The organism is Kribbella sp. NPDC058245 (assembly GCF_042882005.1).
Taxonomy (GTDB): domain Bacteria; phylum Actinomycetota; class Actinomycetes; order Propionibacteriales; family Kribbellaceae; genus Kribbella.
Genome location: NZ_JBHVWY010000002.1, coordinates 92,226 through 115,270, shown reverse-complemented (window position 1 = coordinate 115,270; position 23,045 = coordinate 92,226). Strand labels below are relative to the sequence as shown.

General features: G+C 68.4%; 22 protein-coding genes. 9 read left to right on the top strand and 13 right to left on the bottom strand.

Translation table 11 applies throughout. From position 1 onward, the window contains the following. Window positions 1-387: 387 nt before the first annotated feature. From ACFVWG_RS04050 to ACFVWG_RS04035, 4 genes are read right to left on the bottom strand one after another with little or no spacing between them, the layout of a single operon-like run. On the bottom strand, window positions 388-1,542 hold the full coding sequence (locus tag ACFVWG_RS04050) for a Dyp-type peroxidase (protein ID WP_391541639.1): 1,155 nt from the start codon (window positions 1,540-1,542) through the stop codon (window positions 388-390). Beyond that, the gene (locus ACFVWG_RS04045; protein WP_391542140.1) at window positions 1,539-2,057 is read right to left on the bottom strand and encodes a copper chaperone PCu(A)C; all 519 of its coding nucleotides are present in this window, start codon (window positions 2,055-2,057) and stop codon (window positions 1,539-1,541) included. Before ACFVWG_RS04045 ends, ACFVWG_RS04050 begins: the two co-directional genes overlap by 4 nt. Window positions 2,058-2,117: 60 nt before the next feature. Next, window positions 2,118-4,925: a cyanophycin synthetase gene (cphA, locus tag ACFVWG_RS04040; protein ID WP_391541638.1), complete on the bottom strand. Its 2,808-nt coding sequence runs from the start codon at window positions 4,923-4,925 to the stop codon at window positions 2,118-2,120. Then, window positions 4,922-5,977, bottom strand: a complete 1,056-nt coding sequence (locus ACFVWG_RS04035; RefSeq protein WP_391541637.1) for a cyanophycinase — start codon at window positions 5,975-5,977, stop codon at window positions 4,922-4,924. The genes cphA and ACFVWG_RS04035 overlap by 4 nt, the downstream gene beginning before the upstream one ends. Before the next feature lie 78 nt (window positions 5,978-6,055). Between ACFVWG_RS04035 and ACFVWG_RS04030 the strand changes: the two genes are divergently transcribed. Then, window positions 6,056-6,814: a hypothetical protein gene (locus ACFVWG_RS04030; RefSeq protein ID WP_391541636.1), complete on the top strand. Its 759-nt coding sequence runs from the start codon at window positions 6,056-6,058 to the stop codon at window positions 6,812-6,814. Between the two features lie 41 nt (window positions 6,815-6,855). On the opposite strand, the gene ACFVWG_RS04025 is transcribed toward ACFVWG_RS04030, so the two are convergent. The 4 genes from ACFVWG_RS04025 to ACFVWG_RS04010 form a co-directional block, all read right to left on the bottom strand. Beyond that, window positions 6,856-8,220, bottom strand: a complete 1,365-nt coding sequence (locus ACFVWG_RS04025; RefSeq protein WP_391541635.1) for a glycoside hydrolase family 16 protein — start codon at window positions 8,218-8,220, stop codon at window positions 6,856-6,858. Window positions 8,221-8,319: 99 nt separating this feature from the next. Further along, window positions 8,320-9,192, bottom strand: coding sequence for a GNAT family N-acetyltransferase (locus ACFVWG_RS04020; protein ID WP_391541634.1), 873 nt, complete (start codon window positions 9,190-9,192; stop codon window positions 8,320-8,322). A gap of 141 nt (window positions 9,193-9,333) precedes the next feature. After that, the gene (gene serB, locus ACFVWG_RS04015) at window positions 9,334-10,551 is read right to left on the bottom strand and encodes a phosphoserine phosphatase SerB (protein WP_391541633.1); all 1,218 of its coding nucleotides are present in this window, start codon (window positions 10,549-10,551) and stop codon (window positions 9,334-9,336) included. 432 nt (window positions 10,552-10,983) lie between these two features. Beyond that, entirely contained in the window at window positions 10,984-11,718 is a 735-nt protein-coding gene (locus ACFVWG_RS04010; protein WP_391541632.1) for a hypothetical protein, read from the bottom strand. Between the two features lie 59 nt (window positions 11,719-11,777). Between ACFVWG_RS04010 and ACFVWG_RS04005 the strand changes: the two genes are divergently transcribed. From ACFVWG_RS04005 to ACFVWG_RS03990, 4 genes are all read left to right on the top strand, one after another. Further along, the gene (locus ACFVWG_RS04005; RefSeq protein WP_391541631.1) at window positions 11,778-12,560 is read left to right on the top strand and encodes an ABC transporter ATP-binding protein; all 783 of its coding nucleotides are present in this window, start codon (window positions 11,778-11,780) and stop codon (window positions 12,558-12,560) included. 175 nt (window positions 12,561-12,735) lie between these two features. After that, complete coding sequence (locus ACFVWG_RS04000) at window positions 12,736-13,260, top strand: NfeD family protein (protein WP_391541630.1); 525 nt, start codon at window positions 12,736-12,738, stop codon at window positions 13,258-13,260. Between the two features lie 128 nt (window positions 13,261-13,388). Next, window positions 13,389-14,531 carry an SPFH domain-containing protein gene (locus ACFVWG_RS03995; RefSeq protein ID WP_391541629.1) on the top strand — a complete coding sequence of 381 codons (1,143 nt, stop codon included), beginning with the start codon at window positions 13,389-13,391 and terminating at the stop codon, window positions 14,529-14,531. 68 nt (window positions 14,532-14,599) lie between these two features. Further along, complete coding sequence (locus ACFVWG_RS03990; protein ID WP_391541628.1) at window positions 14,600-15,346, top strand: sulfite exporter TauE/SafE family protein; 747 nt, start codon at window positions 14,600-14,602, stop codon at window positions 15,344-15,346. Here the strand turns inward: ACFVWG_RS03990 and ACFVWG_RS03985 are convergent. Beyond that, window positions 15,330-15,980, bottom strand: coding sequence for a TetR/AcrR family transcriptional regulator (locus ACFVWG_RS03985; protein ID WP_391541627.1), 651 nt, complete (start codon window positions 15,978-15,980; stop codon window positions 15,330-15,332). The two genes, ACFVWG_RS03990 and ACFVWG_RS03985, sit on opposite strands and share 17 nt — an antisense overlap. A 51-nt stretch (window positions 15,981-16,031) precedes the next feature. Here ACFVWG_RS03985 and ACFVWG_RS03980 point away from each other — a divergent pair, with 51 nt between their 5' ends. After that, window positions 16,032-16,985 carry a zinc-binding alcohol dehydrogenase family protein gene (locus tag ACFVWG_RS03980; protein WP_391541626.1) on the top strand — a complete coding sequence of 318 codons (954 nt, stop codon included), beginning with the start codon at window positions 16,032-16,034 and terminating at the stop codon, window positions 16,983-16,985. A gap of 15 nt (window positions 16,986-17,000) precedes the next feature. After that, on the top strand, window positions 17,001-17,429 hold the full coding sequence (locus ACFVWG_RS03975; protein WP_391541625.1) for an organic hydroperoxide resistance protein: 429 nt from the start codon (window positions 17,001-17,003) through the stop codon (window positions 17,427-17,429). A 10-nt stretch (window positions 17,430-17,439) separates the two neighbouring features. Here the strand turns inward: ACFVWG_RS03975 and ACFVWG_RS03970 are convergent, their stop codons facing one another. The 3 genes from ACFVWG_RS03970 to ACFVWG_RS03960 all read right to left on the bottom strand — a co-directional run bounded on the left by ACFVWG_RS03970 (window position 17,440) and on the right by ACFVWG_RS03960 (window position 19,241). Then, on the bottom strand, window positions 17,440-18,264 hold the full coding sequence (locus tag ACFVWG_RS03970; RefSeq protein ID WP_391542139.1) for a helix-turn-helix domain-containing protein: 825 nt from the start codon (window positions 18,262-18,264) through the stop codon (window positions 17,440-17,442). A gap of 159 nt (window positions 18,265-18,423) precedes the next feature. Continuing rightward, window positions 18,424-18,954 carry a YbaK/EbsC family protein gene (locus ACFVWG_RS03965; RefSeq protein WP_391541624.1) on the bottom strand — a complete coding sequence of 177 codons (531 nt, stop codon included), beginning with the start codon at window positions 18,952-18,954 and terminating at the stop codon, window positions 18,424-18,426. Then, window positions 18,951-19,241, bottom strand: a complete 291-nt coding sequence (locus ACFVWG_RS03960) for a GNAT family N-acetyltransferase (RefSeq protein ID WP_391541623.1) — start codon at window positions 19,239-19,241, stop codon at window positions 18,951-18,953. Before ACFVWG_RS03960 ends, ACFVWG_RS03965 begins: the two co-directional genes overlap by 4 nt. A gap of 98 nt (window positions 19,242-19,339) precedes the next feature. Between ACFVWG_RS03960 and ACFVWG_RS03955 the strand changes: the two genes are divergently transcribed. Further along, window positions 19,340-20,938, top strand: a complete 1,599-nt coding sequence (locus ACFVWG_RS03955) for an MFS transporter (protein ID WP_391541622.1) — start codon at window positions 19,340-19,342, stop codon at window positions 20,936-20,938. Here ACFVWG_RS03955 and ACFVWG_RS03950 read toward each other — a convergent pair. Beyond that, on the bottom strand, window positions 20,931-21,869 hold the full coding sequence (locus ACFVWG_RS03950; protein ID WP_391541621.1) for an alpha/beta hydrolase: 939 nt from the start codon (window positions 21,867-21,869) through the stop codon (window positions 20,931-20,933). The genes ACFVWG_RS03955 and ACFVWG_RS03950 overlap by 8 nt on opposite strands. A 117-nt stretch (window positions 21,870-21,986) precedes the next feature. Here ACFVWG_RS03950 and ACFVWG_RS03945 point away from each other — a divergent pair, with 117 nt between their 5' ends. After that, window positions 21,987-23,039 carry a helix-turn-helix domain-containing protein gene (locus ACFVWG_RS03945; RefSeq protein WP_391541620.1) on the top strand — a complete coding sequence of 351 codons (1,053 nt, stop codon included), beginning with the start codon at window positions 21,987-21,989 and terminating at the stop codon, window positions 23,037-23,039. Window positions 23,040-23,045: the final 6 nt, after the last annotated feature.

The following is a 23,045-nucleotide window of genomic DNA, read 5'->3' as shown; positions in this document are numbered from 1 at the left end:
CCCGAAGGCCGGTGAGTTGGTGGGTCGGCGGCGGTGTTGACCAGCCCGCATCGCGTTAACGTCCGAAAGAACTGCGGGCGTGGTCTGCGTGTCTTCGGACGTTAGGTGTGGTGAGCGCGGTTGCGGGTTGCGGGTTGCGGAGTGCGGCTGGTGGCTGTCGGGCTGTGGCTCCCCAAACCGATTTGGGGAGGGTTTGCCAGGCCTGGAACGGGATGTGGGGAGGGTTTGCCTCGGCCCGGAACGTGATCTGGGGAGGATTTGCCCCCCGAATCGGTCCCATATCCTCCCCACACTGGCTGGACGCCGACCCGAATCCTCCCCTGGAACCGGTGTGGGGAGGCGGCCTCGGGTCGGGCGCGTCGGGGGAGTCGGCGGCTGGGCGCGAGGCTAGAGGAGGTGTTGGCCGATCCAGCCGCCGGGCTGGAAGCCGGGCGGGATGGCGAAGACGGCGGAGCCGATGGTGGTGGTCCACTCGTTGAGGGCGTCGGCTGCGTCCAGGCGGGTGAGGAGCGGGAGGAACTGGCCGGCGACGTCGGCTTGGTAGCTGAGGAAGATCAGGCCGGACTCGCGATTGGTGCCGGTGTCGTGGACGTAGTTGAGGCCCTTGCGGAAGATCCGGCGGCCGTCGTTCTCGGAGTGGTGCGAGAGGCGGGCGTGGGCGTTCGCGGCGATCAGTTGGTGGCCGTCGGCGGCGCGGGCCTCGAGGTCGAGTTCGTCATGCTCGGCGGTGCCGGTGAGAGGTGCGCCGGTGCTGAGTTTGCGGCCGATCGCGCGTTCCTGTTCGGAGCGGGTGAGTTCGTCCCAGGTGTCGAGGTTGAGCTTGATCCGCCGTACGACGAGTGTCGTGCCGCCGTCGGGTGACCAGACAGTCTCGTTGAATTCGGGAGTCCCGACCACGGGGTTGCCGGTGCCGTCGACCTGGCCGAAGAGGTTCCGGCCGGTGACCGGTTGTCCGTCGGGGCCGGTGCTGTTCCAGAAACCGGTCTGCCGCCAGGCGGGGGTTGCGAACGGCTTCGCGTCCGCGACCAATCGCCGTACGGCGTGAACGACGCTCAGCTCGTCATCCGCGCCGACAAGGATGAGCAGATCACCACCTGACCAGGCCGGCTGCAGACGGTCGTGCCGCATCACCGGCAGATCATCCAACCCGGCAGGCTTACTTCCGGTCAGCGCGAACACGCGCGGCCCGAAACCCACCGTCGTGGTCAGCGCGACATTCGCCACCGCCAGCTCAGGTGCCGTGTCCCCGGGCGCCGCTCGGCCGTTGCCCAGCGCAACAATATCCGCCGACCACAATCGCATCAGCCGCGCGAGTGCGGCCTTGTCGGTCCCGGGGAGCAGCGTGAACGCCACCAGCTCCCCATGCCTCGGTGAGGTGGCCACGATCCCCGGCTGGTGGTCGCCGTACGGGGAAATCAGCCGGCTTACCGGCGGCGATGCCGGTGGTTCCTTGTCGAGGGCAACGACCGCGCTGCCGGTGACCGCGGCACCAGCGGCGGCCGCTCCGGCGTACCCGAAAAGCTGTCGGCGCGACGGCTTCACTTGGGAGTGGGTGTGGGGTGGTAGTGCTCTTCCTCTTCGGTGAACGCCTTCACCGGGACCGTCAGATCATGCGTGGTGTTGTCGGAGAACTTGAGCGTCAGCGGAACCTCGTCACCAGGCTTCAGCGGGTTCTTCAGATCCATCAGCATGATGTGGTCACCACCGGGCGACAGGTGCGCGTGCGAGGCGGCTGGGATGTTCACGCCACCGGCCTTCTCCTGCATCACCATCTTGCCGTCCTTCATCGCCATCTCGTGCAGCTGCACCATCCCCGCCACCGGAGAGGTTGCCGAGATCAACTTGATGTCGGCGTTGCCCGGGTTGGTCAGCGCCATGAACGCGGCAGTCATCGTGGTGTCCTTGGTGCCCACCGTCGCGCGCACCCACGCGTCCTCGACGAGCACACTCGGCGTCACCGCGGCGGCCTGACTGGCCGGCTTGGGGGACTCCGTCGATCCGCACGAGGACAACAGCACCGGGAGAGCAACGGCGATCGTGGCCGCCAGCAACTTCATCTTCACGCAACGCCAACGACCCTGGGCGCTACCGAGTTCCGTTGCTCTCCATCGATTTGGTCACTCCTCCGGTACGTCGGCCTCATCCGGCTTCACGAAGTCCGGATCGCCACCCTCGTCACCCGAACGCGCACCCGCCTGGGCGAGGTGCGAGACGGACTCGAGCTCGGTCAGCACGGTCTGGTGCTGGTCGACACACATGACGACCAGGTCACCACGGTTCGACCGAGCCAGCGCATGCCGGATCGCGGTCAGTTCGTCGATCACGATCTCGACCTGACGGCACCGGGCACCGGCCTCCATCGCACGCCGGACGCCGACCGCGATCAGCTCCGCGAGCTCACCACGCTGCCGGCCGCGCAGCCGCGCGTCCTCACGGACGATCAGTACGTCGAAGTGCTGCGCCGCGACCTCACCGAGCTCGAGGATGTCCTCGTCGCGCCGGTCACCCGCAGTCGCGATGACGCCGATCCGGGACGGTCGCCCGAGCTCCGACGACGCGATCAGGCTCTCGCCGAGCCGGTCCACGAAGTCACCCAGCATCCGCATCGCGGGTGCGTTGTGGCAGTAGTCGACGATGACTGTGCGCCCGTCGACATCGATCTCGTTCAATCGGCCGGGGGACAGGTAGTAGGACGTGTTGAACGTCCGTAGGCCCTGCCGGATGTCGTGCAGCGGGGCACCGGCCGCGAACGCGGCAGCCGCAGCGGCCATCGCGTTCTGCACGTTCATCATCGCCCGCCCACCGAAGGTTGCCGGGAGCAAGTGGGTCCAGGCCAGCTGCATCGACCGACGGCCGTGCTTGACCACGATCATGTCGCCGAGGTCAGAGCGCTCGAGCACGACCGCGCGACCACCACGACGGCAGTGACCCTCGATGTACTCGCGGACCTCGCTGCCCGGCTCGGCCATGCTGAACCACACGACCTGCCCGGAACACTTCCGCCGCATCTTGCGAACCAGCGGGTCGTCCGCGTTCAGTACGGCGTACCCGGTCCGCGGAACCGCCTCGACCAGGACACCCTTCACATCGGCGAGCTGCTCCAACGTGTCGATTCCGCGCAGCCCGAGGTGGTCAGGCTGCACATTCAGTACGACGGCGATGTCGTTGCGCTCGTACCCGAGTCCCTCGCGCAGGATGCCGCCGCGCGCCACCTCGAAGACGGCGAAGTCCACGCGCGGGTTCTGCAGCACCATCCGGGCCGACTTCGGGCCGGAGGCGTCGGACCGGATCACCAGCCGCTCGTCGATCACGATGCCGTCGGTGGACGTCATACCGACCTTGCGGCCCATGCCCTTGAAGACGTGGCTGATCATCCGCGAGGTGGTGGTCTTGCCGTTCGTCCCGGTCACCGCGACGATCGGGATCCGGCTGGTCGCGCCGGGCGGGAACAGCATGTCGACGACCGGCTTCGCGATGTACTGCGGCTCGCCGATCGTCGGGTTGGTGTGCATCCGGAAGCCCGGCGCGGCGTTGACCTCGCAGATCGCGCCGCCGGTCTCGCGCACCGGCTGGGTGATGTCGGGGCAGATGAAGTCGATGCCGGCGATGTCGAGCCCGATCATCCGGGCCGCCTCCTCGGCGATCTCGACGTTCTCCGGGTGCGCCTCCCAGGTCCGGTCGATCGAGATGCCACCGGTGGACATGTTGCCGGTGAGCGTGAGCTTCACGGTCACGTCCTCCGGCGGTACGTCGTCCAGCTCGAAACCCTGGTCACGAACCAGCTGGCGGGCGGCGTTGTTCACGGTGATCCGGGTCAGGATCTTCTCGTGGCCGACACCGCGGCGCGGGTCGGCGTTGGTGATGTCGACCAGCTCGGCGACCGTGTGCACGCCGTCACCGACCACATGCGCGGGGACGCGCTCGGCGATGGCCTCCATCCGGCCGTTGATGATCAGGCAGCGGTAGTCCTTGCCGACGACCATGTTCTCCACGATCACCCAGCCGCGCCGCGACTGCTCAGCGGCGATCGGGAAGGCCTCGCGGACGTCGTCGGCGGTCTTCAGGTTCAGGCAGACGCCGCGACCGTGGTTGCCGTCGAGCGGCTTGCAGACGACCGGGTACCCGATCTTGTTCGCGATCGAGACCGCCTCGTCGACCGTGCGGATCGACTCCGAGCGCGGAACCGGCAGACCGGCCGAGGCGAGCAGCCGCGTGGTCAGATCCTTGTCGCTGGCAACGTCGACCGCGATCGATCCGGTCTCCGACGTCATGGTGGCCCGGATGCGCTTGGCGTGCACGCCTTGCCCGAGCTGCACCAGGCTGGCCTTGTTGAGCCGGATCCACGGGATGTCACGGGAGACGGCCTCGTCGACGATCGCCTGCGTGGACGGACCGAACGCCGTACGCTCCGCCTGCTTGATGAACTTCTCCAGTTCATCGGTGAAGTCGAAGTCGGGGCCGGGTTGGACCAGGTTGTTCACGAACCGGACGGCGAGCTCGCCGGCGGCCAGTCCCACGGCCTCGTCGGCGTACGAGTAGACGATGTTGTAGCGGCCCGGATGCCCCTTGACCTGGCGGGTCTTGCCGCGCCGCATGTCGTGGCCGGCCTCCTGCTGGAGCTGCAGAGCGACGTGCTCGGCGATGTGCCCGAGCCAGGTGCCCTCGTTCAGCCGCTCGATGAACCCGCCGCGGCGGCCGCGCGAGCAGTGGTGCTGGTCGAGCCGCGGCAGGTGCTCGAGCAGCTTCTCGGTGAAGCCCGGGATGGTGTTCGACGGGAAGCTCTCCAGCGATCCCAGGTCGACGACCAGATGGATGGCGGGGTCGTAGCTCCACACGTTCGGCCCGCGGTAGACGCGGGTCTCGATGATCTTGAGGTCCGGGCTCGGCGTCCCCTGGGTGTCGGTCGTTGCGGCTGTTTCGGTCATGCGGGCCCACTGTCTGGCTCGAAGCGGTCGGGGGTGTCGAGTTCGGCGCCGGCCGTGATCGGCTCGGTCGCCTCCGGTCTGGACTCCCCAGCCGCTGCGGTCTTCGCCGTACGACGGCCGGCGCGCTTCTTCCGATCGGCGTAGTACTTGGGGGAGACCCCCTCGGCCGCGATCTCCTTGGCCAGGTTCCGCAGGTCCGCCTCAGCAGCCGCGAGCCCGGCGATCTCCTCGGCGGGCGGCTGCGGCCCGTAGGACAGCAGCACCCGAGCCTGCAGGTCGAACGTCGCTGTCGCCGGTAACACGTGCAGCACCACACCAGACGCGAGGATCGGCTCCGACCGCTTCGCGTAGTGAGCGTTCGAGTTGATCCGGCTCCCGTCGAAGATCGTCACCGCACCACGGCCGACAACCTCCAGGTGAGTTCCCCGTACGACGGCAGCGGTGTCCTCGTCGACCCCGATCCCGAGCAGGCCGGGGGACTGGGCAACGAGCGACAGCAACCGCCCGTAGCGGTTCCGTTGCGCGAAGTGCTGGTCGACAATCGCGCCCTGGACCAGCCCGAGCCCGTTCGACAACTGGCTCATCCGCTGCCGCGGCGTCGCCCCGGACCGCCCGAAAGCGATCATGTGCTCAGCCAGGATGCTCGCTCCCGCCGACGTCCCACCAACCGCCGCACCTCGCGCGTGAGCAGCAGTCACGGCGCGGCCGAACGCCGTACCGGTGACGACTCCAGCCAGCTTCAATTGGTTGCCTCCGGTCATGAAGATCCCGGTTGCGTCGTGCAGCGGAGCGATGAACGCCGGGTCATCGGCGTCCTCCCGGTTCTCCGGACGGACCCCGACGACGCTCTGGGCGCCAAGAGCCGCGAACAGCGCGTGGTAGACGTCAACCACGTCCGGCCCGAGCGCCGATGCGGTGGGTACCACCACGATCCGCGCCTTGGACCCACCGGCAGCCTCGACGAACTCCTGCAGCACCGTGCGCTTCTTCAGCTTGTCCTCGGCACCACCGATCGCGAAGAGAGCTCCCGGACCACCCTGCTGTTCAGACATAGGCGAAGGATAAGTGGTGGTCTGCAACAAGGTGCAATTCACTGGGCAGGAGACTGCCGGTACTGGCACTCTCGATCGGTGAAGAAGATCCTGATGCCGATCCTGGTTGCCGGAGCCCTCGTGCTCCCGGCCGCCTGCGGCTCCGCGAAGCCCGCGGCGAACGACACCCCCACCACGCAGGCCGTGGTCACCCTGACACAGGCCGATTTCGCCCCCAAGGTCCTGGCGGCGATGCTGGCCAAGGGCACCTTCCACGCCGTCTCGGTGAGCGACGACGAAGGTGACAAGGAGACGTACACCGCCGACGTCAAGCTGTCCGCGGCCGGCTCCGAGCTGTCCGGGAGCTCCGACGGGACCGGCGAGGACGCCCTCAGCGTGATCCGCGCCGGTGGGCAGACCTACGCCAAGAGCCCGCATCTGAGCGAGGACAAGGCGAAGCCGTGGATGAAGTTCGACCCGAAGACCACCGATCCGCAGGAGATGCTGAAGGGCGCCCTGATCCGGCTCGCCCAGATGCAGTTCGCGACGCACGACCTGGTCGGCGGCGCGGCCCACACCACCGCCTTCAGCTCGGCCCCGGCCGGCGAGGCGACGGTCTACACGATGACGATCGATCTTCCGAAGGCCGCTGCGGCCAACGCGCTGGGCGCATACATGACCGCCGACCTGGCCACCGGGCTCAAAGGGAAGACGCTTCCGGTCAAGATGACGGTCGACAAGGACCTGCTGCTGACGAAGATCGAGCTCGAGGACGACGGCGCCAAGGTGGTGTCGACCTTCAGCAAGTACGGCGACCCCGTGACGATCGCGGCACCGGCGGCGGCCGAGATCGCGTAGTACCGGAAGGGTGGTGCCGGACAGCACCACCCTTCGCATGGTCAGTGGCCGAAGGTGAACCAGTTGACGTTGACGAAGTCGGCGGGCTGGCCGCTGCTGAAGGTCAAGTAGACGTCGTGGACGCCGGTGACCGCGGAGATGTTGGCGGGGATGGAGCGCCAGGACTGCCAGCCGCCGGTGTTGCCGACGGCGAAGCTGCCGATGGGTGCGTTGGTGCGGCTGTCGAGTCGGACCTCGACCAGTCCGGAGACCCCGCTACCGGCGCCGGAGGCTACGCGGGCGGTGAACTGGTGGGCGGCGGTGCTGGTGAAGTCGAGGCCTTGGTAGAGCGCCCAGTCGCCGTTGCCGACCTGCATCAGGTTCTGGCCGCCGCCGGTGTCGGTGGTCGTCTCGACTCCGGTGCCGCTCTGCTGCTGGGCGGACTCGGCCTGAATGGTGCTGTACGCGCTGCCGCCGCCTGGGGGCGGTGAGGTCGGGGGAGTGCCGCCGCCTTTGGAGGTGACGGCCACGTAGTCGACCACCATCGGGTGGTCTGGCACCGTCTCGGCGCGTGGGGTCGGTCCGTTGAGAGCGTCCGGGAACGCGCCGCCGATCGCCAGGTTCAGCAGCACGAAGTAGCCGGCGTGCGAGGTCATGTTCGCCCAGGTGTCAGCCGGTAGCTGGCTCTGGCTGATCGAGTGGAACTGCTGGCCATCGACGTACCAGCGGAACTGGTTGGGCGAGATGCTCGTGTCCCACTCGAAGCGGTACGTGTGGAACGCGGACTGGCAGGTCGAGCCGGGGCAGGCGCGGCTGGCGCCGAGGCCGGTGGTCTCGTTGCACGGTCCGCCAGGGTTCACGCCGCAGTGCAGCACGCCCCAGACCGAGTTGATCCCGTTGACGTTCTCCATGATGTCGAACTCGCCGATACCGGGCCAGTTCCAGTAGTTACCCCGGTACGGCGACCCGAGCGCCCAGAACGCGGGCCAGTAGCCGAGGGCCGCGTTGCCGGTGACGTTCGGCATCTGGATCCGGCTCTCGATCGCCAGTACGCCGCCGGCCGGGGGCTTGAAGTTGCTCCGCTGGGACTCGATCCGGCCGGAGGTCCAGTTGCCGGCGCTGTCGCGGCGCGGCGTGATCTTGAGGTTGCCGGTGCCGTCGAGGCCGAGGTTGTTGGTGCTGTTCGTGTAGTTCTGCACCTCACCCGTACCCCAGTTGGCGGGACCGCCGGGATAGGCGTGGCCGGTGTCGATGATCCAGTTCGCGCTGGACGGCAGGGTGTTCGCCGGGCCGTCGAAGTCGTCGGCCCAGACGGTCGACCACCCGGCCGGTGGCGGTGGAGCGCTCGCCTGCGCGACGACGGTCAGCGAGGCGGCGATGAGCAGTGGTGCGGCGAGTGTGGCGACGAGGAGCGGGCGGAAACGCATGGCGACCTCCGGGGGCGGGGTGAGGTTGGTGCCAATGTGAGCGCTCTCACAGCGCGTGTCAACAGGTCAGCGTGTCAACAGGTCAGCGCTGTCAACAGGTCAGAGCGTTAGCCGGTGGACGGTGGTGCTGCGCCGGACCCGCAGGCCGAGGTGCTCGTACATGGCCAGCGCGCCGGTACCCGAGTGTGTCCACAGGATCAGGCTGTCGCGCCCGGCGTGCCGGAATTCCCTGCAGGTCCGGTCCAGCATCGCTCGGGCGATCCCACGGTTCCGGTGGTCCACACCGACCGCGAGCTGTTCGACGTACCCCTCCTCGCCGTCGAGCGCGATCACCAGGCCGACCACAGAGTTGCCGTCGTACGCGAGAGTCGAGGCGGCCGGGAGGAAAGCGGGGCGGGCGATGGTCAGCTCGGCCCACTCCTCAAAGGACTTGCGGCGCTGCTGAGCACCGAAGACGTCCTGCGCGAGCTCGTACACCTCCTGCGCCCGCTCGGGCTCATAGGGTGCAAGCCGAATCCCGGCCGGCGGTTCCTGCGGCTCAACGGTGGCGAGTGGTCGTTCGAGAAGCCAGTTGGTCGCCAGTACGTCGTACCCGCGCGACTGCATGAGCGCCGTACCGGCTTTGTCCGCGTCATCGACCGTCTGCGAGACCCACTCGCTGCCGACCGCCCGCGACCGCGCCTCGGCCCAACCGAGCAGTTGCGTCCCTAGCCCCTGGCCCCAGTACGACGGGTGCACGTCAACCTGCGCGCGCTTCCCACCGTGGTTCCACGCCCATCCGACGACCTCGCCATCCGGCGCCTCAACCACGAGCGTGTCGAGCGCGAGGTCGATCAACGGCCGCCGCAGATCCGCCGCCACCCGATCCGGCACCACCTCGGCCTGCCCGTGCCACCCCACCTCGGCCGCCGCGATCAGTTCATAAATCGCCTGCGCATCCTCAAGCCTCGCCGCTCGCCCGCTGAAGTCCATGGGCCCAGATCGTAGCCGCGCCACCAGTAGTGGCAGGAGACAGTTTGTGGTGGCCGGAGACCCGTGGTCACAGGTCTCCGGCCACTGTTTCGTGTCTCATGCCACCAGTGGTGGCCGGGGCGGTTGAGCCGCCGACTGGGGTCAGGTGGGCTGGTCGGCGTCGGCGGTCTCTACCTCTTCGCGGCTGATGCCGAGCAGGTAGAGGATCGTGTCGAGGTAGGGGACGCTCAGGTGGGTGTCGGCGGCCGCTTGGACGACCGGTTTGGCGTTGAAGGCGACGCCGAGGCCCGCGGCGGCGAGCATGTCGAGGTCGTTGGCGCCGTCGCCGATCGCGACGGTCTGCGAGAGCGGCGTCTTCGAGCGCTCGGCGAACTGGCGCAGCGCCGTCGCCTTGCCGGCCCGGTCGACGATCTCGCCGACCACGCGGCCGGTGAGAACGCCGTCGACGATCTCGAGCTCGTTCGCCTTCGCGTAGTCGATCCCGAGCTCGGCGGCCAGTTTGTCGGTGATCTGGCTGAACCCGCCACTGACGATCGCGAACTGGTACCCGAGCCGCTTCAACGTCCGCACCAGCGTCCGCGCACCCGGCGCGAACTGGATCGCGTCGTACACCTCATCCAGCGCCGACGCCGGCAACCCAGCCAACGCCTTCACCCGATGCTCCAGCGACGCAGCGAAATCGAGCTCACCGCGCATCGCCTGACCGGTGACCGCGGCGACCTCTTCGAGCCGCCCTGCGTGCGCCGCGAGCATCTCGATCACCTCGCCCTGGATCAGCGTGGAGTCGACGTCCATCACGATCAGCCGCTTGGCCCGCCGGTACAACCCACCATCCTGTACGGCGACATCCAGCCCCTGGCGAACACCTTCCTGCGCGAGGACCGTGCGCAGCGTCTCGGGCTCCGCACCCGACACCGCGATCTCCATCGCCGTCACCGGGTACCGCGCCATCCGGCTGATCCGGTCGATGTTCGCGCCGGTGTCCGCGATCCGCCCGGCGATCGCCGCGAGCCCGACCGCCGACAACGGATGCCCGATCACGGTCACCTGGCTGCGGCCCTTGCGCCGGGGTTCGTTGTCGCCGACACCCTTCTTCACCGAGATGTCGATGTCGAGCGCGGTCGCCAGCGCCTTGAGCTCTTCCTTCAGGTTCTTGTGATCCCGCGGTGCCGACAGCAGCACACCCAGGATCAGCCGGCCCCGGAGCACGACCTGCTCGGCGTCGATGACCTCCAGCCCGCGCGTGGCCAGTGTCGACAGCACGGCGGACGTCAGCCCCGGCCGGTCCGTCCCGGTCAGCGTGACCAGCAACGTCGGCCGCTCGGCCGAACTCTTCTCAACCTCAGCCTCAGCAGTCATCTCAAAGCCAAACGCTACAGACAACACCTGTCGCGCGGTGGTCCGGTCCACATCCCAAACATGAACACCACCCCCACCCAACCCCGCCGTCCACCGCCCCCGGCAGCCTGCACCGGCCCCATCGCAGGCCCCCGTACATTTCAACGGATAACCCCTGAAGTGGTCCCTTCTCTCCTGAAATTTCGAGGGGAGAAGTGGCAACCTCAGGAGATATCCGTCCAAATTGCCGCCGGGCGCGGGGGCGGGGGCGGGGGAGGGGGAGGGGGAGGGGGAGAACCCATCCGCCGGACGTCCCTCTCTCCTCCGCGCATTTCAGGGGATATCCGTTCAAGTGGACCCTTCTCCGTCCAAATTTCGAGGGGAGAAGGGACAACCTCACGGGATATCCGTCCGAATTGCCGGGCGGGGGGAGAGGCGGCTGGGGCAGAGGGGTCAGTCGAGGACTGGTGGGGCGCAGGCGGCGACTAGGGCTCGGCGGGCGGCGGTGGCGAGGGACTGGAGGGTACGGCGGCGGGCGTCGGCGTCGGTGGTGGTGATGGCGGAGCCGTCGTCCTCGAGGGCGGCGTCGGCGATCGCGAGCAGGCGGCGAGCGGTTGCCGCGGACTTGACCGCGCGGGACGGGTAGCCCGGGGCGAGGTCGTCGTCGCGACCGGTACCGATCCGGCGGATGTCGATCAGCGCGTCGGCCACTTCGGGCTTCCAGCGGGCGACGTCCATCGCGGCCAGTGAGTCGGCGGCGTCGATCAGCGCGAGTCGCAATGCGCGATCCGCTTCGCCAAAGTCGGCCGGCAGGGGACTCGTCGCGGGCAGGGCAGTCCATTGCACGGCAGGACCGACGTACGCCGGAACAAGGCCGAGCTCCGGTCCGGTGAAGACGACCGCCTCGCCCGACTCGAGTGCCACCTCATTGAACGCAGGCGGTCCGGCCAATCCGATCGGGTCGCCCGGGACCGGCAGCGCGAGGTGGGCTTGCTTCGCGCCGGCCGCGCGCAGAAGGTTCAGGGCAACCGGCAGTGTCGCGGGCTCGGGATGCCCGGGCAGTCCGGCGACGTGGTGCCCAACATCCTCACCGAGGATCTTGTGCGCGGCGGTGTCGGGATCGCAGGCACCGCTCAGCATCGCATTGGTCCACACGGTGAACCGGACCGAGGCGGAGGTGGTCAGCACGCATGTCAGTCTCTCACCCGGCGTACGACGCCCGCCGGGCACCACGTAGGTTTGCCCGCATGACTGCTGTGGTGGAGCTGGCAGATGTCTCGATCGTGCGCGGTGGGGCTCGGCTGCTGGACGGTATCGACTGGTCGGTCGACGAGGCCGACCGCTGGGTTGTGATCGGCCCGAACGGTGCCGGCAAGACCACCCTGCTGCAGATCCTGGCCGCGCAGATCCACCCGACGTCAGGTGTTGTCGGCCTGCTCGGCGAGGTGCTCGGCGCGATCGACGTCTTCGAACTCCGCCCGCGAATCGGCATCACGAGCGCCGCTCTCGCCGACCGGCTGCCGAAGAGCGAGCGCGTCTCCGACGTCGTCGTCTCTGCCTCGTACGCCGTCCTCGGGCGCTGGCGCGAGGAGTACGACGAACTCGACCACCAGCGGGCCAAGGAGCTGCTCGCCGAGCTCGGGATCGCGCACCTGAGCGACCGCACGTTCGGCACCCTGTCCGAGGGCGAACGCAAGCGCGTCCAGATCGCCCGCGCCCTGATGACGGATCCCGAACTGATGCTGATGGACGAGCCGGCCGCCGGCCTCGACCTGACCGGCCGCGAACAGCTCGTCCGCTCGCTCAGCGCGATCGCGACCGCCGTCGGTGCCCCCGCGATGATCCTGGTCACCCACCACGTCGAAGAGATCCCGCCCGGCTTCACCCACGCCCTGCTCCTCAAGCAGGGCAAGGTCGTCGCCGCCGGCCCCATCGACCAGGCCCTCACCGCCGAAACCCTCAGCGACACCTTCGACCTCGCGCTCTCCCTCACCCGCGAAGACGGCCGCTACTCCGCCCGCGCCCTCTGACCCGCCGTACCAATTTGGTGGGCCCGCCCACGCGGTTGTGGGTCAGCGCACCGCATGCCGTGGGCCCTCCCGCAAGCCCGTGGGTCAGCCCATCAAATGGGGATGCGGGAGCCGGATGGGTAACGGCTGCGTCCAAGGGCCTACCGAATATCCCGAACGTGGATAGGGTTGGACGATGGACTGGTTGCGCGAGAATCTGTGGGTCGCCTGGCTGTCGATTGCCGGCGTCCTGGCCCTGGCCGAGCTGGCCTCGCTCGACTTCACCTTGCTGATGCTGGCGGCCGGTGCGCTCACGGCCGCAGGCGTGTCGGCGGTGTTCCCTGGATTGCTCTGGCTGCAGATCGTCGTCGGCCTGGTGACCGCGGCCGCGATGCTGGCCGCGATCCGGCCCTTGCTGGTCCGAAAACTGCACCACGGCGGTGAGCTGAAGACCGGATCGGCCCATGTCATCGGCCGCACCGGCACGGTCGTGAAGGAGATCCATCCCGACGGCGGTGGCTCCATCCGGCTCGGTGGTGAGCTCTGGACGGCCCGCCCGTACGACGAGGTGTCGACCCTCAAGCCGGGGACCCGGGTCGAGGTGATGTCGATCGACGGCGCGACCGCGGTCGTCTATCCGGTGGCCGAGCCGGTGCGCCACGAGCTCGACACCCACCCCGGGCTGAACGACCCGGAACCGGGTCCGGAGAAGCCGCAGTAGGCTCGAACTGCAGCACGTCGAGCAATCTGCTCGAACAGGCAACGACGCGCCGGGAACCGGAGCGCTCGTTGCCCCGTCGATAGGAAAGACTGTCCGTGCCTTGCGGGTTCTGACGAGTGGAGGGTCCAGTGATCGGCTTCCTTGTGGTGCTGGCGATCGTTGCCATTTTGGTGATCGTCACCCTGGCCAAGTCCGTAAGGGTGGTGCAACAGCAGACCGTCGGGATCGTCGAGCGGTTCGGCAAGTACAAGACCGGCCTGCAGCCGGGCCTGAACCTGCTCACCCCGTTCGTCGACAAGGTCCGCTACACCATCGATATGCGCGAGCAGGTCGTCTCGTTCCCGCCGCAAGGCGTGATCACCGAGGACAACCTGATGGTGTCGATCGACTCCGTCATCTACTTCCAGGTCAACGACCCGGTCCGGGCGACGTACGAGATCTCGAACTACATCCAGGCCATCGAGCAGCTGACCATGACCACGCTGCGGAACATCATCGGTGGCATGGACCTGGAGCAGACGCTGACCTCTCGTGAGGAGATCAACGAGAAGCTCCGCTACGTGCTGGACGAGGCCACCGGCAAGTGGGGCATCCGGGTGAACCGGGTCGAGCTGCGCTCGATCGACCCGCCGCCCTCGATCCAGGACTCGATGGAGAAGCAGATGCGCGCGGACCGCGACAAGCGCGCCGCGATCCTGACCGCCGAGGGTATGCGGCAGTCCGCCGTCCTGTCGGCCGAAGGCCAGAAGCAGTCCGCGATCCTGACCGCCCAGGGTGACAAGGAGTCCCGCATCCTGCGGGCGCAGGCCGAGCGGGAGGCCCGGATCCTGAAGGCACAGGGTGAGGCGCAGGCCATCACCACGGTCTTCAACGCGATCCACGCAGGCAAGCCGGACCAGGGTCTGCTCGCCTACCAGTACCTGCAGATGCTGCCGTCGATCGCCCAGGGCGACTCGAACAAGCTCTGGATCATCCCGAGCGAGATCGGCAAGGCGATGGAGGGTCTCGGCAGTGCCGTCGGCCAGATCGCCGGCATCCCGCAGAAGGCCGAGGGCAACTGGCAGGCGCCGGAGATCTCCGACGCCGCGGCCGCACCCGAGGTCGAGGGCGGTGTCCAGGACAAGGCGGTCGCCGAGGCGGACAACGCCGTACAGGAGGCCATCGCTGCCGCGCAGAACGCTGCCGTCAGCGGACGGCAGGCTGCGGCCCCCGCGCCGTCGACCAGCCCGGAGCACAGCCTTCCCGAGGCCGAACCGCCGCTCGAGCGCTGATCGAGCTGTCTCAGCAGGGCCTCCCACACAGTGGGGGGCCCTGTTGCTGTCTGTAGAGTCTGGCAACGATGACATGGTTCGAGGCGCTGTTCGTCCTGGTGGCGGGAATGGGCGCGGGCACGATCAACGCCGTGGTGGGGTCAGGCACACTGCTGACCTTCCCGGCCCTGCTCGCGGTCGGCATCCCGCCCGTCCTGGCGAACGTCAGCAACAGCGTCGGTCTCTCACCCGGTACGGCGGCCGGTGCGATCGGCTACCGGCGTGAGCTCGAGGGACAGCGCGGCCGGATGATCCGGCTGATCCCGGCCTCACTGGTCGGCGGTGTCGTCGGGGGAGTGCTGCTACTCACCACCCCGGACTCCGCGTTCCACGCCGTCGTACCGGTTCTGATCCTGCTCGGCTGTCTGCTGGTCGCCTTCCAGCCGTTGCTGTCGAAGTGGATCAGCGTGCCGACGCACACCCATCGCGGCGCCTGGTGGGTGATCCCCGCGGTCTTCGCCACCGGCGTGTACGGCGGGTATTTCGGCGCTGCTCAGGGGGTGTTGCTGATGGCGATTCTCGGCCTCGGCCTGGACCCGAACCTGCAGCGGATGAACGGCCTGAAGAACGTGCTGGCCACGGTCGTGAACACGGTCGCCGCGATCCTGTTCGTCATCGTCGCCGACGTCGACTGGCTGGCCGCCGGCCTGATCGCGGTCGGCTCCACGATCGGCGGCTTCCTCGGTGCCCGCTACGGCCGCAAGCTGCCGCCGATCGCACTCCGTGGACTGATTGTCTGCATCGGCATCCTGGCCATCGTCACGATGGTGTTTTAGCCGTCAGACCGGCCAGCAGCAGATCCAGTCCGTAGTTGAACTGCGCGTCGCCGCCGGTGGTGCGCGCAAGCTCCGGCGCCAGCTCGATCACCGTCGGGAAGTCCCGCGACGACAGCGACTCCATCGACGCCCGCAGCCGGCGCAACGCGTCCGGGTCACTCTGCTCCTGCGCCATCTGGATCTCCCAGGTCGTTGCCCCGAGCACGTAAGTGAACAGCGTCGTGTGCGTGCGCGCGGCGGTCTCCGGCTCGAAGCCGGCCGACCGCAACACACTGAGCAGCCCCTCGGCGACCCGCGCGGTCTCGTGCCCGCTCAGCGGCCGGCTCGCGAGTAGTTGCGCAAGGCAAGGATGCTGGCGCATCAGGATCCGCAGGTCCCGGCAGACCGACCGGACCTGGTCCGGCCAGGGCAGCCCGTCCGGCGGGGGCGGCATCAACCCCATCAGGTGGTCGCGGATGGCGTCGTACAGATCGTCCTTGTTCCGGAAGTAGGTGTAGAGCGCCATCGGCCCGACGCCGAGCTCGCCCGCGACCCCGCGCAGGCTGAACCCGTCGGCACCCTCGGCCTCCATCACCTGCAGTGCGGTCCGCACGACCAGGTCGGGGCTCAAGGTGTTCCGCGGTGTCCGTGGCATGTGATCCAACTCCCTTTCGATCTCGCTAACGTACAGTGTATAGTACAACGTATGCGAGCAATCGAGATCACTGAATTCGGTGGACCTGAGGTCCTCATGGTCGGCGACGTTCCGGATCCGGTCGCGGGTGACGGTCAGGTTCTGATCACCGTCGATCACGCCGGGATCAACTACGCCGACACCCATCAGGTGGAGAACAGCTACCTGCAGGCGGCCAAGCTGCCGATGATTCCGGGCGGTGAGGTGGTCGGTCACACCGCCGACGGCCGCCGTGTCGTCGCGCTGGTCGGCTCGGGCGGATACGCCGAGAAGGCGGTCGCTGCCGCGCCGTACGCCTGGGACGTTCCGGAGGGTGTCTCCGACGGAGACGCACTCGCGCTGGTGCTGCAGGGCACGACCGCCTGGCACCTGCTCAAGACCTCGACCCACTTCCAGCCCGGTGAGTCCGTGCTGGTGCACGCCGGTGCGGGTGGCGTCGGCTCCCTCGCCATCCAGCTGGCCAAGCACTGGGGCGCCGGCCGCGTGATCGCGACCGCGTCGTCGGAGGAGAAGCGCAAGCAGGCGCTCGAGCTCGGCGCCGACGCCGCCATCGACGGTACGCCGGAAGGCCTGAAGGACCGCATCCTCGAGGCGAACGGCGGCAAGGGCGTCGACATCGTGCTCGAGATGGTCGGTGGACCGACGTTCGACGAGTCGTTCGCCGCGCTGGCCAAGTTCGGCCGCCTCGTCACCTTCGGTGCGGCCTCCCGCCAGTCCGCCGCCGCGATCGACCCGAACCGGTTGATGAAGGGCTCGAAGACCATCGTCGGTTTCTGGCTGGCCGATTGCTTCGGAGATCCGCGCCTGCTCGGTGACCCGCTGACCGAGCTGTTCGGTCTGGTTGCCGACGGCACCCTGCGCCCGATCGTCGGCGGCGAGTACGCGCTGTCCGAGGTCGCGACCGCCCACGAAGACATGCGAGCCCGCCGGACCGTCGGCAAGCTCGTGCTCGACCCCACACGCTGAATCAGGAGCACAACCATGGTCACTGCAGTCGAGAAGGTTCTGTACACCGCCAAGGCCACCGCTCAGGGCGGCCGGGACGGCAAGGTCGCGAGCAGCGACGGCAAGCTGGACGTCGTCGTCGCCCCGCCGGCCGAGCTGGGTGGTACCGGTAACGGCACCAACCCCGAGCAGCTGTTCGCCGCCGGTTACGCGGCCTGCTTCCAGAGCGCGATGATGACGGTCGCCCGTCGCCTCCGCGTCGACACCACCGGCTCGACGGTCACCGCCGAGGTCGGCCTCGGCGCGATCCCCGGTGGCGCCTTCGGCCTGCAGGTGGCGCTGGTCGTCAGCCTGCCGGGTCTGGAGAACGACGTGGCGCAGGACCTGGTCGAGAAGGCCCACCAGGTCTGCCCTTACTCCAACGCCACCCGCGGCAACATTGTCGTGGACCTGAAGCTGGCCTGATCCCGTCCGATCAGTCCAGCCGCGCGAGGGCCTCTTTCAGGAGGCCCTCGGTCGCGGAGACGGGTGCCGCCGCAATCGTGAGCCCCTCCATGATTGCGGCGTACTCGTCGACCTCCTCGAGCTTGTCGAGGTAGAGCGCGCTCGCCGCGTGCTCGATGTAGACGATGTCCGGCAGGTCCCCGTCGGGGAACCGCAGGATGCTGAACGCACCACCCGCGCCCGGGTAGCCGACACTGCTGAACGGCATGATCTGCAAGGTGATGTTCGGCTGCTGCGCGCAGGTCATCAGGTGCTCGATCTGCGCCCGCAACACGTCGACGCCGCCGACCGGCCGGCGCAGTGCCGCCTCGTCGACGACCACCCAGAGACGCGCCGGGGTGGTCCGGGTGAGGATCTGCTGCCGGGTCACCCGCAGCGCCACTCGCTGAGCCACTTCGTCGTCCGGTAGATACGACTTCCCGAGCTGTACGACGGCCCGTGCGTAGTCCTCGGTCTGCAACAACCCGGGGACGAACATCACCTCGTAGGTCCGGATCAGCGTCGCCGCGACCTCGAGACCCACGTAGTTGGTGAACCAGCTCGGCATCACATCGCCGTACCGGGACCACCAGCCCGGGTTGTTCGCGGCCCGGGCCAGCTCCATCAGCCGGAAGCGCTCGGCGTCGTCGCGCATGCCGTAGAGGTCGAGCAGGTCGCCGACGTCGCGCTCCTTGAAGCCGACCCGGCCGAGCTCCATCCGGCTGACCTTCGACTCCGAGGCCCGGATCTGCCAGCCCGCGTCGGCACGACTGATCCCGGCCAGCTCCCGCATCCGGCGCAGCTGCCCGCCCAGCATGATCCGCAGCGCCGTCGGCCCACCATCTCCGCCGCCGGCCACTGGCACCCCGTCATCCGTCACAGCCGCACCCGCCGCACCCGTCCACTCACCCATTTCAGCCCGCGATGCTACTCCGTGTCCACGGGCCACGGCCGGTCGCCGCTCCGATGGGTGAGATCACCTTTGGGCCAGGGCGAGCACGGTCGCGCTCGGCAACCTCGCCAGGTCGGTGCCGTCGATCAGGATCTTGGAGGCGCGGATGCCGCTGCCGATCACCACCGGACCAGCCTGTACGACGGCCTCGTCGACCAGCACCGGCCAGTCCGCCGGAAGGCCGATCGGGGTGATTCCGCCGTACTCCATGCCCGTCGTACTGACGGCGTCGTCCTGCGCGGCGAACGAGATCTTCCGGACGCCGAGGTGCTTGCGGATGACGCCGTTCACATCGGCCCGGTCGTCGGCGAGCACCAGGACGGCGGCGTACGACGACTCACCGCCGCGCTTGCCGAGCACGATCACGCAGTTGGCCGACGCGGCCATCGGTACGTCGTACTGGGCGCAGAACGCGGCCGTGTCGGCCAGCTCCGGATCGATCGCCACCGCATAAGCGGGGAGGTCGCCGAGGGCCTCGCGAACGGGCGTGGCCAGCAGTTCCGGAACCTCGGCGGCCGGATGCCATTCGAGCTTGCCCATGACCGGCGCGGTCACTGGACCACCAGGTCGGTGTACTCGGGGTGCTTCTCGAGGTAGTCCTTGTAGAACGGGCACGCGGGCTTGACCTGCAGCCCGAGCGCGCGGGCGTCGTCCAGCGACTTCACCGCGATCCGGCCGGCCACTCCACGCCCGCGGAAGTCGGGCAGCGTCTCGGCGTGCAGGAAGGTGATGCGTCCTGGGTGCAGCGCGTAGTCCACGAAGCCCATCAGGTTGCCGTCGGCGTCGAGTGCCTCGTACCGGCTGCGCTCCTTGGCGTCCACCACGCTGATCTCGTTCTCCATGCCCACAACTCTAAGTGGGGTTTGGAATGCGCGGTCCTTGGGGTACGAGCTCTGATGGGCGTGTCCCATCCAGGGACGCGGGGCTCGGGAGGAGCAGGATGAGCAACGAGCACGCACTGGCGGAAGGCAAGGCCATACCCAGCCTCGTGCCGGCCCGGATGGATCGATTGCCGTGGACAAGGTTCCACTGGATGATCGTCGTCGGGCTCGGCGTCTCCTGGATTCTGGACGGTCTCGAGATCCAGCTGGTCTCGCTGGTCGGCAACACCCTGAAAGAGGGCGCCACCCTCGGCCTGAGTACGGCGGAGGTCGGGCTGCTCGCCTCGATCTACCTGGGCGGCGAGGTGGTCGGCGCCCTGGTCTTCGGCCGGCTCACCGACAAGTGGGGCCGCCGCAGCCTGTTCATCATCACCTTGGTGGTCTACCTGGTCGCTTCCGGCGCAGCGGGTCTGACCTGGGACTTCTGGTCGCTGGCGCTCTGCCGCTTCGTGGCCGGAATGGGGATCGGTGGTGAGTACGCCGCGATCAACTCCGCGATCGACGAGCTGATCCCGTCGAAGTACCGCGGCCGCGTCGACATCGGCGTCAACGGCACCTACTGGGCCGGTGCGCTGATCGGGTCCGCGGTCGGTCTGGTCTTCCTGAACACCGACATCATCCCGATCGAGTGGGGCTGGCGGCTGTGCTTCCTGGTCGGTCCGGTGATGGGCCTGATGATCATCTACCTGCGCCGGCACATCCCGGAGAGCCCGCGCTGGCTGATGACGCACGGCAAGATCGAAGAGGCCGAGCGCACCGTCGACGACATCGAGGCGACGGTACGGCGCCAAGGTGGTCAGCTGCGCGAGGTGACGGACGACGAGGCGATCAATCTGGTCGACTACCCGCCGGTGACGTATCGCGAGATCGCCCGGGTGATGCTGCGCGACTACCGCAGCCGCTCGTTCCTCGGCTTCTCGATGATGGTCACCCAGGCCTTCCTCTACAACGCGATCTTCTTCACCTACGCGCTGGTGCTGAAGTCGTACTTCGGGCTGAGCGATTCCGGGGTCGCGCTGTACTTCTTCCCGTTCGCGATCGGCAACCTGGCCGGGCCGCTGCTCCTGGGGCACTGGTTCGACACCATCGGCCGGCGCAAGATGATCTTCGCGACGTACTCGATCGCGGCGGTCGTGCTGTTCGTCACCGCGCTGTTGTTCAACGCCGGTTCGCTGAACGCGACCACGCTGACCCTGATGTGGTGCGTGACGTTCTTCTTCGCCTCGGCCGGCGCATCATCGGCGTACCTGACGGTGAGCGAGATCTTCCCGATCGAACTTCGGGGACAGGCCATCTCGTTCTTCTTCGCGATCTCGCAGCTCACTGGTGGAGTTGTGGCACCGTTCCTGTTCGCGTCGCTCATCGGTGAGGGCGAGCACCCGGCCCGCGGCCCCCTGGCCATCGGGTACGTCGTCGGCGCGGTGATCATGCTGGCCGGTGGCATCATCGCGTGGTTCTTCGGTGTCGACGCCGAGGGCCAGTCGCTGGAGAACGTCGCCAAACCGCTGTCCGCTCGGGACGGTGGCGGCGTTCGCTTCCAGGGACCGACCCCCAGGCTGCCAAGTACCGATGCTCAGGGTCGCCGGATCACTCCGGTGAAACCCGAGGCCGAGCAAGGCCCACAGGATCGGTCTCAGGACGAACCTCCGGTCAGCTGAGCGCGCGGCGGATGGCGCCGAGCACGTCGGCCGCCATCCGCTTGCTCACCTCGGCCGTCGCCACCAGGCCGGCGCCGTGGAAGGTGCCGCGGTAGTGATGCAGCTCGGTGCTGACCCCGGCCTCCAGAAGCCGCTGCGCGTAGGTCAGTCCTTCGTCGCGCAGCGGGTCGAACTCGCACACCGAGACGAACGCGGGTGGGAGGCCGGACAGGTCTTCGGCACGGGCGGGAGCGGCGTACTGGAGTCCTAGGGTCTCTGGTGTGCCGGACAGGTAGTACTTCCAGCTGAACTCGGCGGCGGGCCGGTTCCACAGCGGGGTGTCGACGAACTCCCGCATGGACGCAGTCTCCAGCCGGTCGTCGAGCTCGGGGATCTCCAGCACCTGGAAGCAGATGGCCGGGCCCTTGCGGTCGCGGGCCAGCAGCACCACCGCGGCGGTCAACCCGCCGCCCGCGCTGGCACCACCGACCGCGATCCGGTCGGGGTCGACGCCGAGCTCGGCCGCGTTCGCGACGAACCATTCGAGGGTGGCATAGCAGTCCTCGAGGCCCGCCGGGAACGGGTGGTCCGGCGCGAGCCGGTAGTCGGGGGAGACGACCACGGCGCCGGCCTCGGCCGCGATGTCGACCGCGGACTGCTCCGTCATCTCGGGGTCGCCCATCACGAACCCGCCCCCGTGGATGTACAGGAAGCCGGGCCGCGCCCCCTCGGCAGGCCCGGCCGGCGTGTAGACCTTGGTGCGGATGGCGTAGCCGTCGTGGCCGCGGATCGTGACCTCGCGGATCTCGAGCCCGTCCGGTACGACGACCGGCGGGATCACGCTCGTCATCTCGGAGGTGCGCGCACGCAGCGCGGGCATGTCGCTCAGGTCGATCTCCGGAATCATCGCCAGCCAGGGCAGCAGCTCCGGGTCGATCGCGTACTGGGTCATCGTGGTGCCTCTCTGTTCGCCGACACCTTGAGCATCCGTTCCCAGCCTGCCACGGCGCAGCCGCCGGGTGGCGGGGATCCGGGGCCGGCGTTCCGACGATCGGCGTAACCTCTCGGTATGAAGGGGCTGTTGCTGCGACTCTCCTCGCTGGACTCCGACGCGGAGAGCGCCGTCCGCGTGATCGGCTTCTTCGACGCCCTGATGACGGATCGCGCCGAGCTCGCCACCTTGCTCCGCAGTACGGCGGCCCTCGCGGAATGCCCGGTCGGCGTCGACGCGCCCGGTCGCGGCCTCGTCCTGTGCGCCGACCCGTCCGGCACCATCGATCTCGGCGGTCCACCCGCCGGCGCCGAGCTCCGCGAGTACGGCGACGCCCGCTTCTGGCTCGCCCGCCCCGAATCCGCCTTGCCCCTCGACGAGATAGTCCTGGAACGCTTCGCCCTAGCCGGCTCCCTCCTGCTCGACCGCACCGTCAGCAACCTCCCCGCCGTCGGCGACCCAGCCCTGGTCGAGTTGGTCGTCTCCGCCACTGCCGGCATCGCCGAACGCTCCCGAGCCCTCCACCTCCTTGGCATCACCCCCACCGCGACTCTGCAGGTGGCTGTCTCGACAGCGGCGCCCCTGTCCCCGCACGTGTCGGCAACCGTTGGTGACTCGGTTGTCAGCCTTTGCAAGACTCCCGACTCAATCGGGACTGCTGATGGCGTGCGAGCTGGCATCGGTCCGGTGGTGCCGGCCATTCGGGCGGCTGAGTCGTGGCGGGATGCGTGTACGGCGTTGCGACTCACCTCGCCCGAGGCTCCCGTCGTACGGGCTGATGATCTGGGCGGTCTGCTGGTGGTGGTCGAGCGCCTGCGCTCGGAGGACATCGCCACCTCACCTGATGTCGCCGCCCTCGATCGGATCGCGGCCGAACCAGGTGGTGACGACCTGCTCGCGATCTTGCGCGCGTTCTCCGTCACGGACTCGGTCCGCAAGGCGGCGGCGCTCGTCTACCGCCACCACAGCACGGTCGCCTACCACCTGGAGCATGCCGAGTCCGTCCTCGGCTTCCCGTTCAGCAACGCAGGCGGTCGCTTCCGCCTCCATCTCGCCCTCACAATGCGAGCCTTAGGATCGACTGCGAAAGGAGACAGGGGAACTGGGCCCGCCCGGGCACCGCGCCTCTGACTACCC

Coding starts and splice junctions, on each gene's coding strand:
- ACFVWG_RS04000 (WP_391541630.1), top strand. CDS start 12,736: ATGGACTGGTTGCGCGAGAATCTGTGGGTCGCCTGGCTGTCGATTGCC.
- ACFVWG_RS04005 (WP_391541631.1), top strand. CDS start 11,778: ATGACTGCTGTGGTGGAGCTGGCAGATGTCTCGATCGTGCGCGGTGGG.
- ACFVWG_RS04025 (WP_391541635.1), bottom strand. CDS start 8,220: ATGCGTTTCCGCCCGCTCCTCGTCGCCACACTCGCCGCACCACTGCTC.
- ACFVWG_RS03960 (WP_391541623.1), bottom strand. CDS start 19,241: ATGGAGAACGAGATCAGCGTGGTGGACGCCAAGGAGCGCAGCCGGTAC.
- ACFVWG_RS03945 (WP_391541620.1), top strand. CDS start 21,987: ATGAAGGGGCTGTTGCTGCGACTCTCCTCGCTGGACTCCGACGCGGAG.
- ACFVWG_RS04020 (WP_391541634.1), bottom strand. CDS start 9,192: ATGGACTTCAGCGGGCGAGCGGCGAGGCTTGAGGATGCGCAGGCGATT.
- cphA (WP_391541638.1), bottom strand. CDS start 4,925: ATGACCGAAACAGCCGCAACGACCGACACCCAGGGGACGCCGAGCCCG.
- ACFVWG_RS04045 (WP_391542140.1), bottom strand. CDS start 2,057: ATGAAGTTGCTGGCGGCCACGATCGCCGTTGCTCTCCCGGTGCTGTTG.
- ACFVWG_RS03990 (WP_391541628.1), top strand. CDS start 14,600: ATGACATGGTTCGAGGCGCTGTTCGTCCTGGTGGCGGGAATGGGCGCG.
- serB (WP_391541633.1), bottom strand. CDS start 10,551: ATGACTGCTGAGGCTGAGGTTGAGAAGAGTTCGGCCGAGCGGCCGACG.
- ACFVWG_RS03970 (WP_391542139.1), bottom strand. CDS start 18,264: ATGCTGGGCGGGCAGCTGCGCCGGATGCGGGAGCTGGCCGGGATCAGT.
- ACFVWG_RS03980 (WP_391541626.1), top strand. CDS start 16,032: ATGCGAGCAATCGAGATCACTGAATTCGGTGGACCTGAGGTCCTCATG.
- ACFVWG_RS03975 (WP_391541625.1), top strand. CDS start 17,001: ATGGTCACTGCAGTCGAGAAGGTTCTGTACACCGCCAAGGCCACCGCT.
- ACFVWG_RS03985 (WP_391541627.1), bottom strand. CDS start 15,980: ATGCCACGGACACCGCGGAACACCTTGAGCCCCGACCTGGTCGTGCGG.
- ACFVWG_RS03950 (WP_391541621.1), bottom strand. CDS start 21,869: ATGACCCAGTACGCGATCGACCCGGAGCTGCTGCCCTGGCTGGCGATG.
- ACFVWG_RS03955 (WP_391541622.1), top strand. CDS start 19,340: ATGAGCAACGAGCACGCACTGGCGGAAGGCAAGGCCATACCCAGCCTC.
- ACFVWG_RS04035 (WP_391541637.1), bottom strand. CDS start 5,977: ATGTCTGAACAGCAGGGTGGTCCGGGAGCTCTCTTCGCGATCGGTGGT.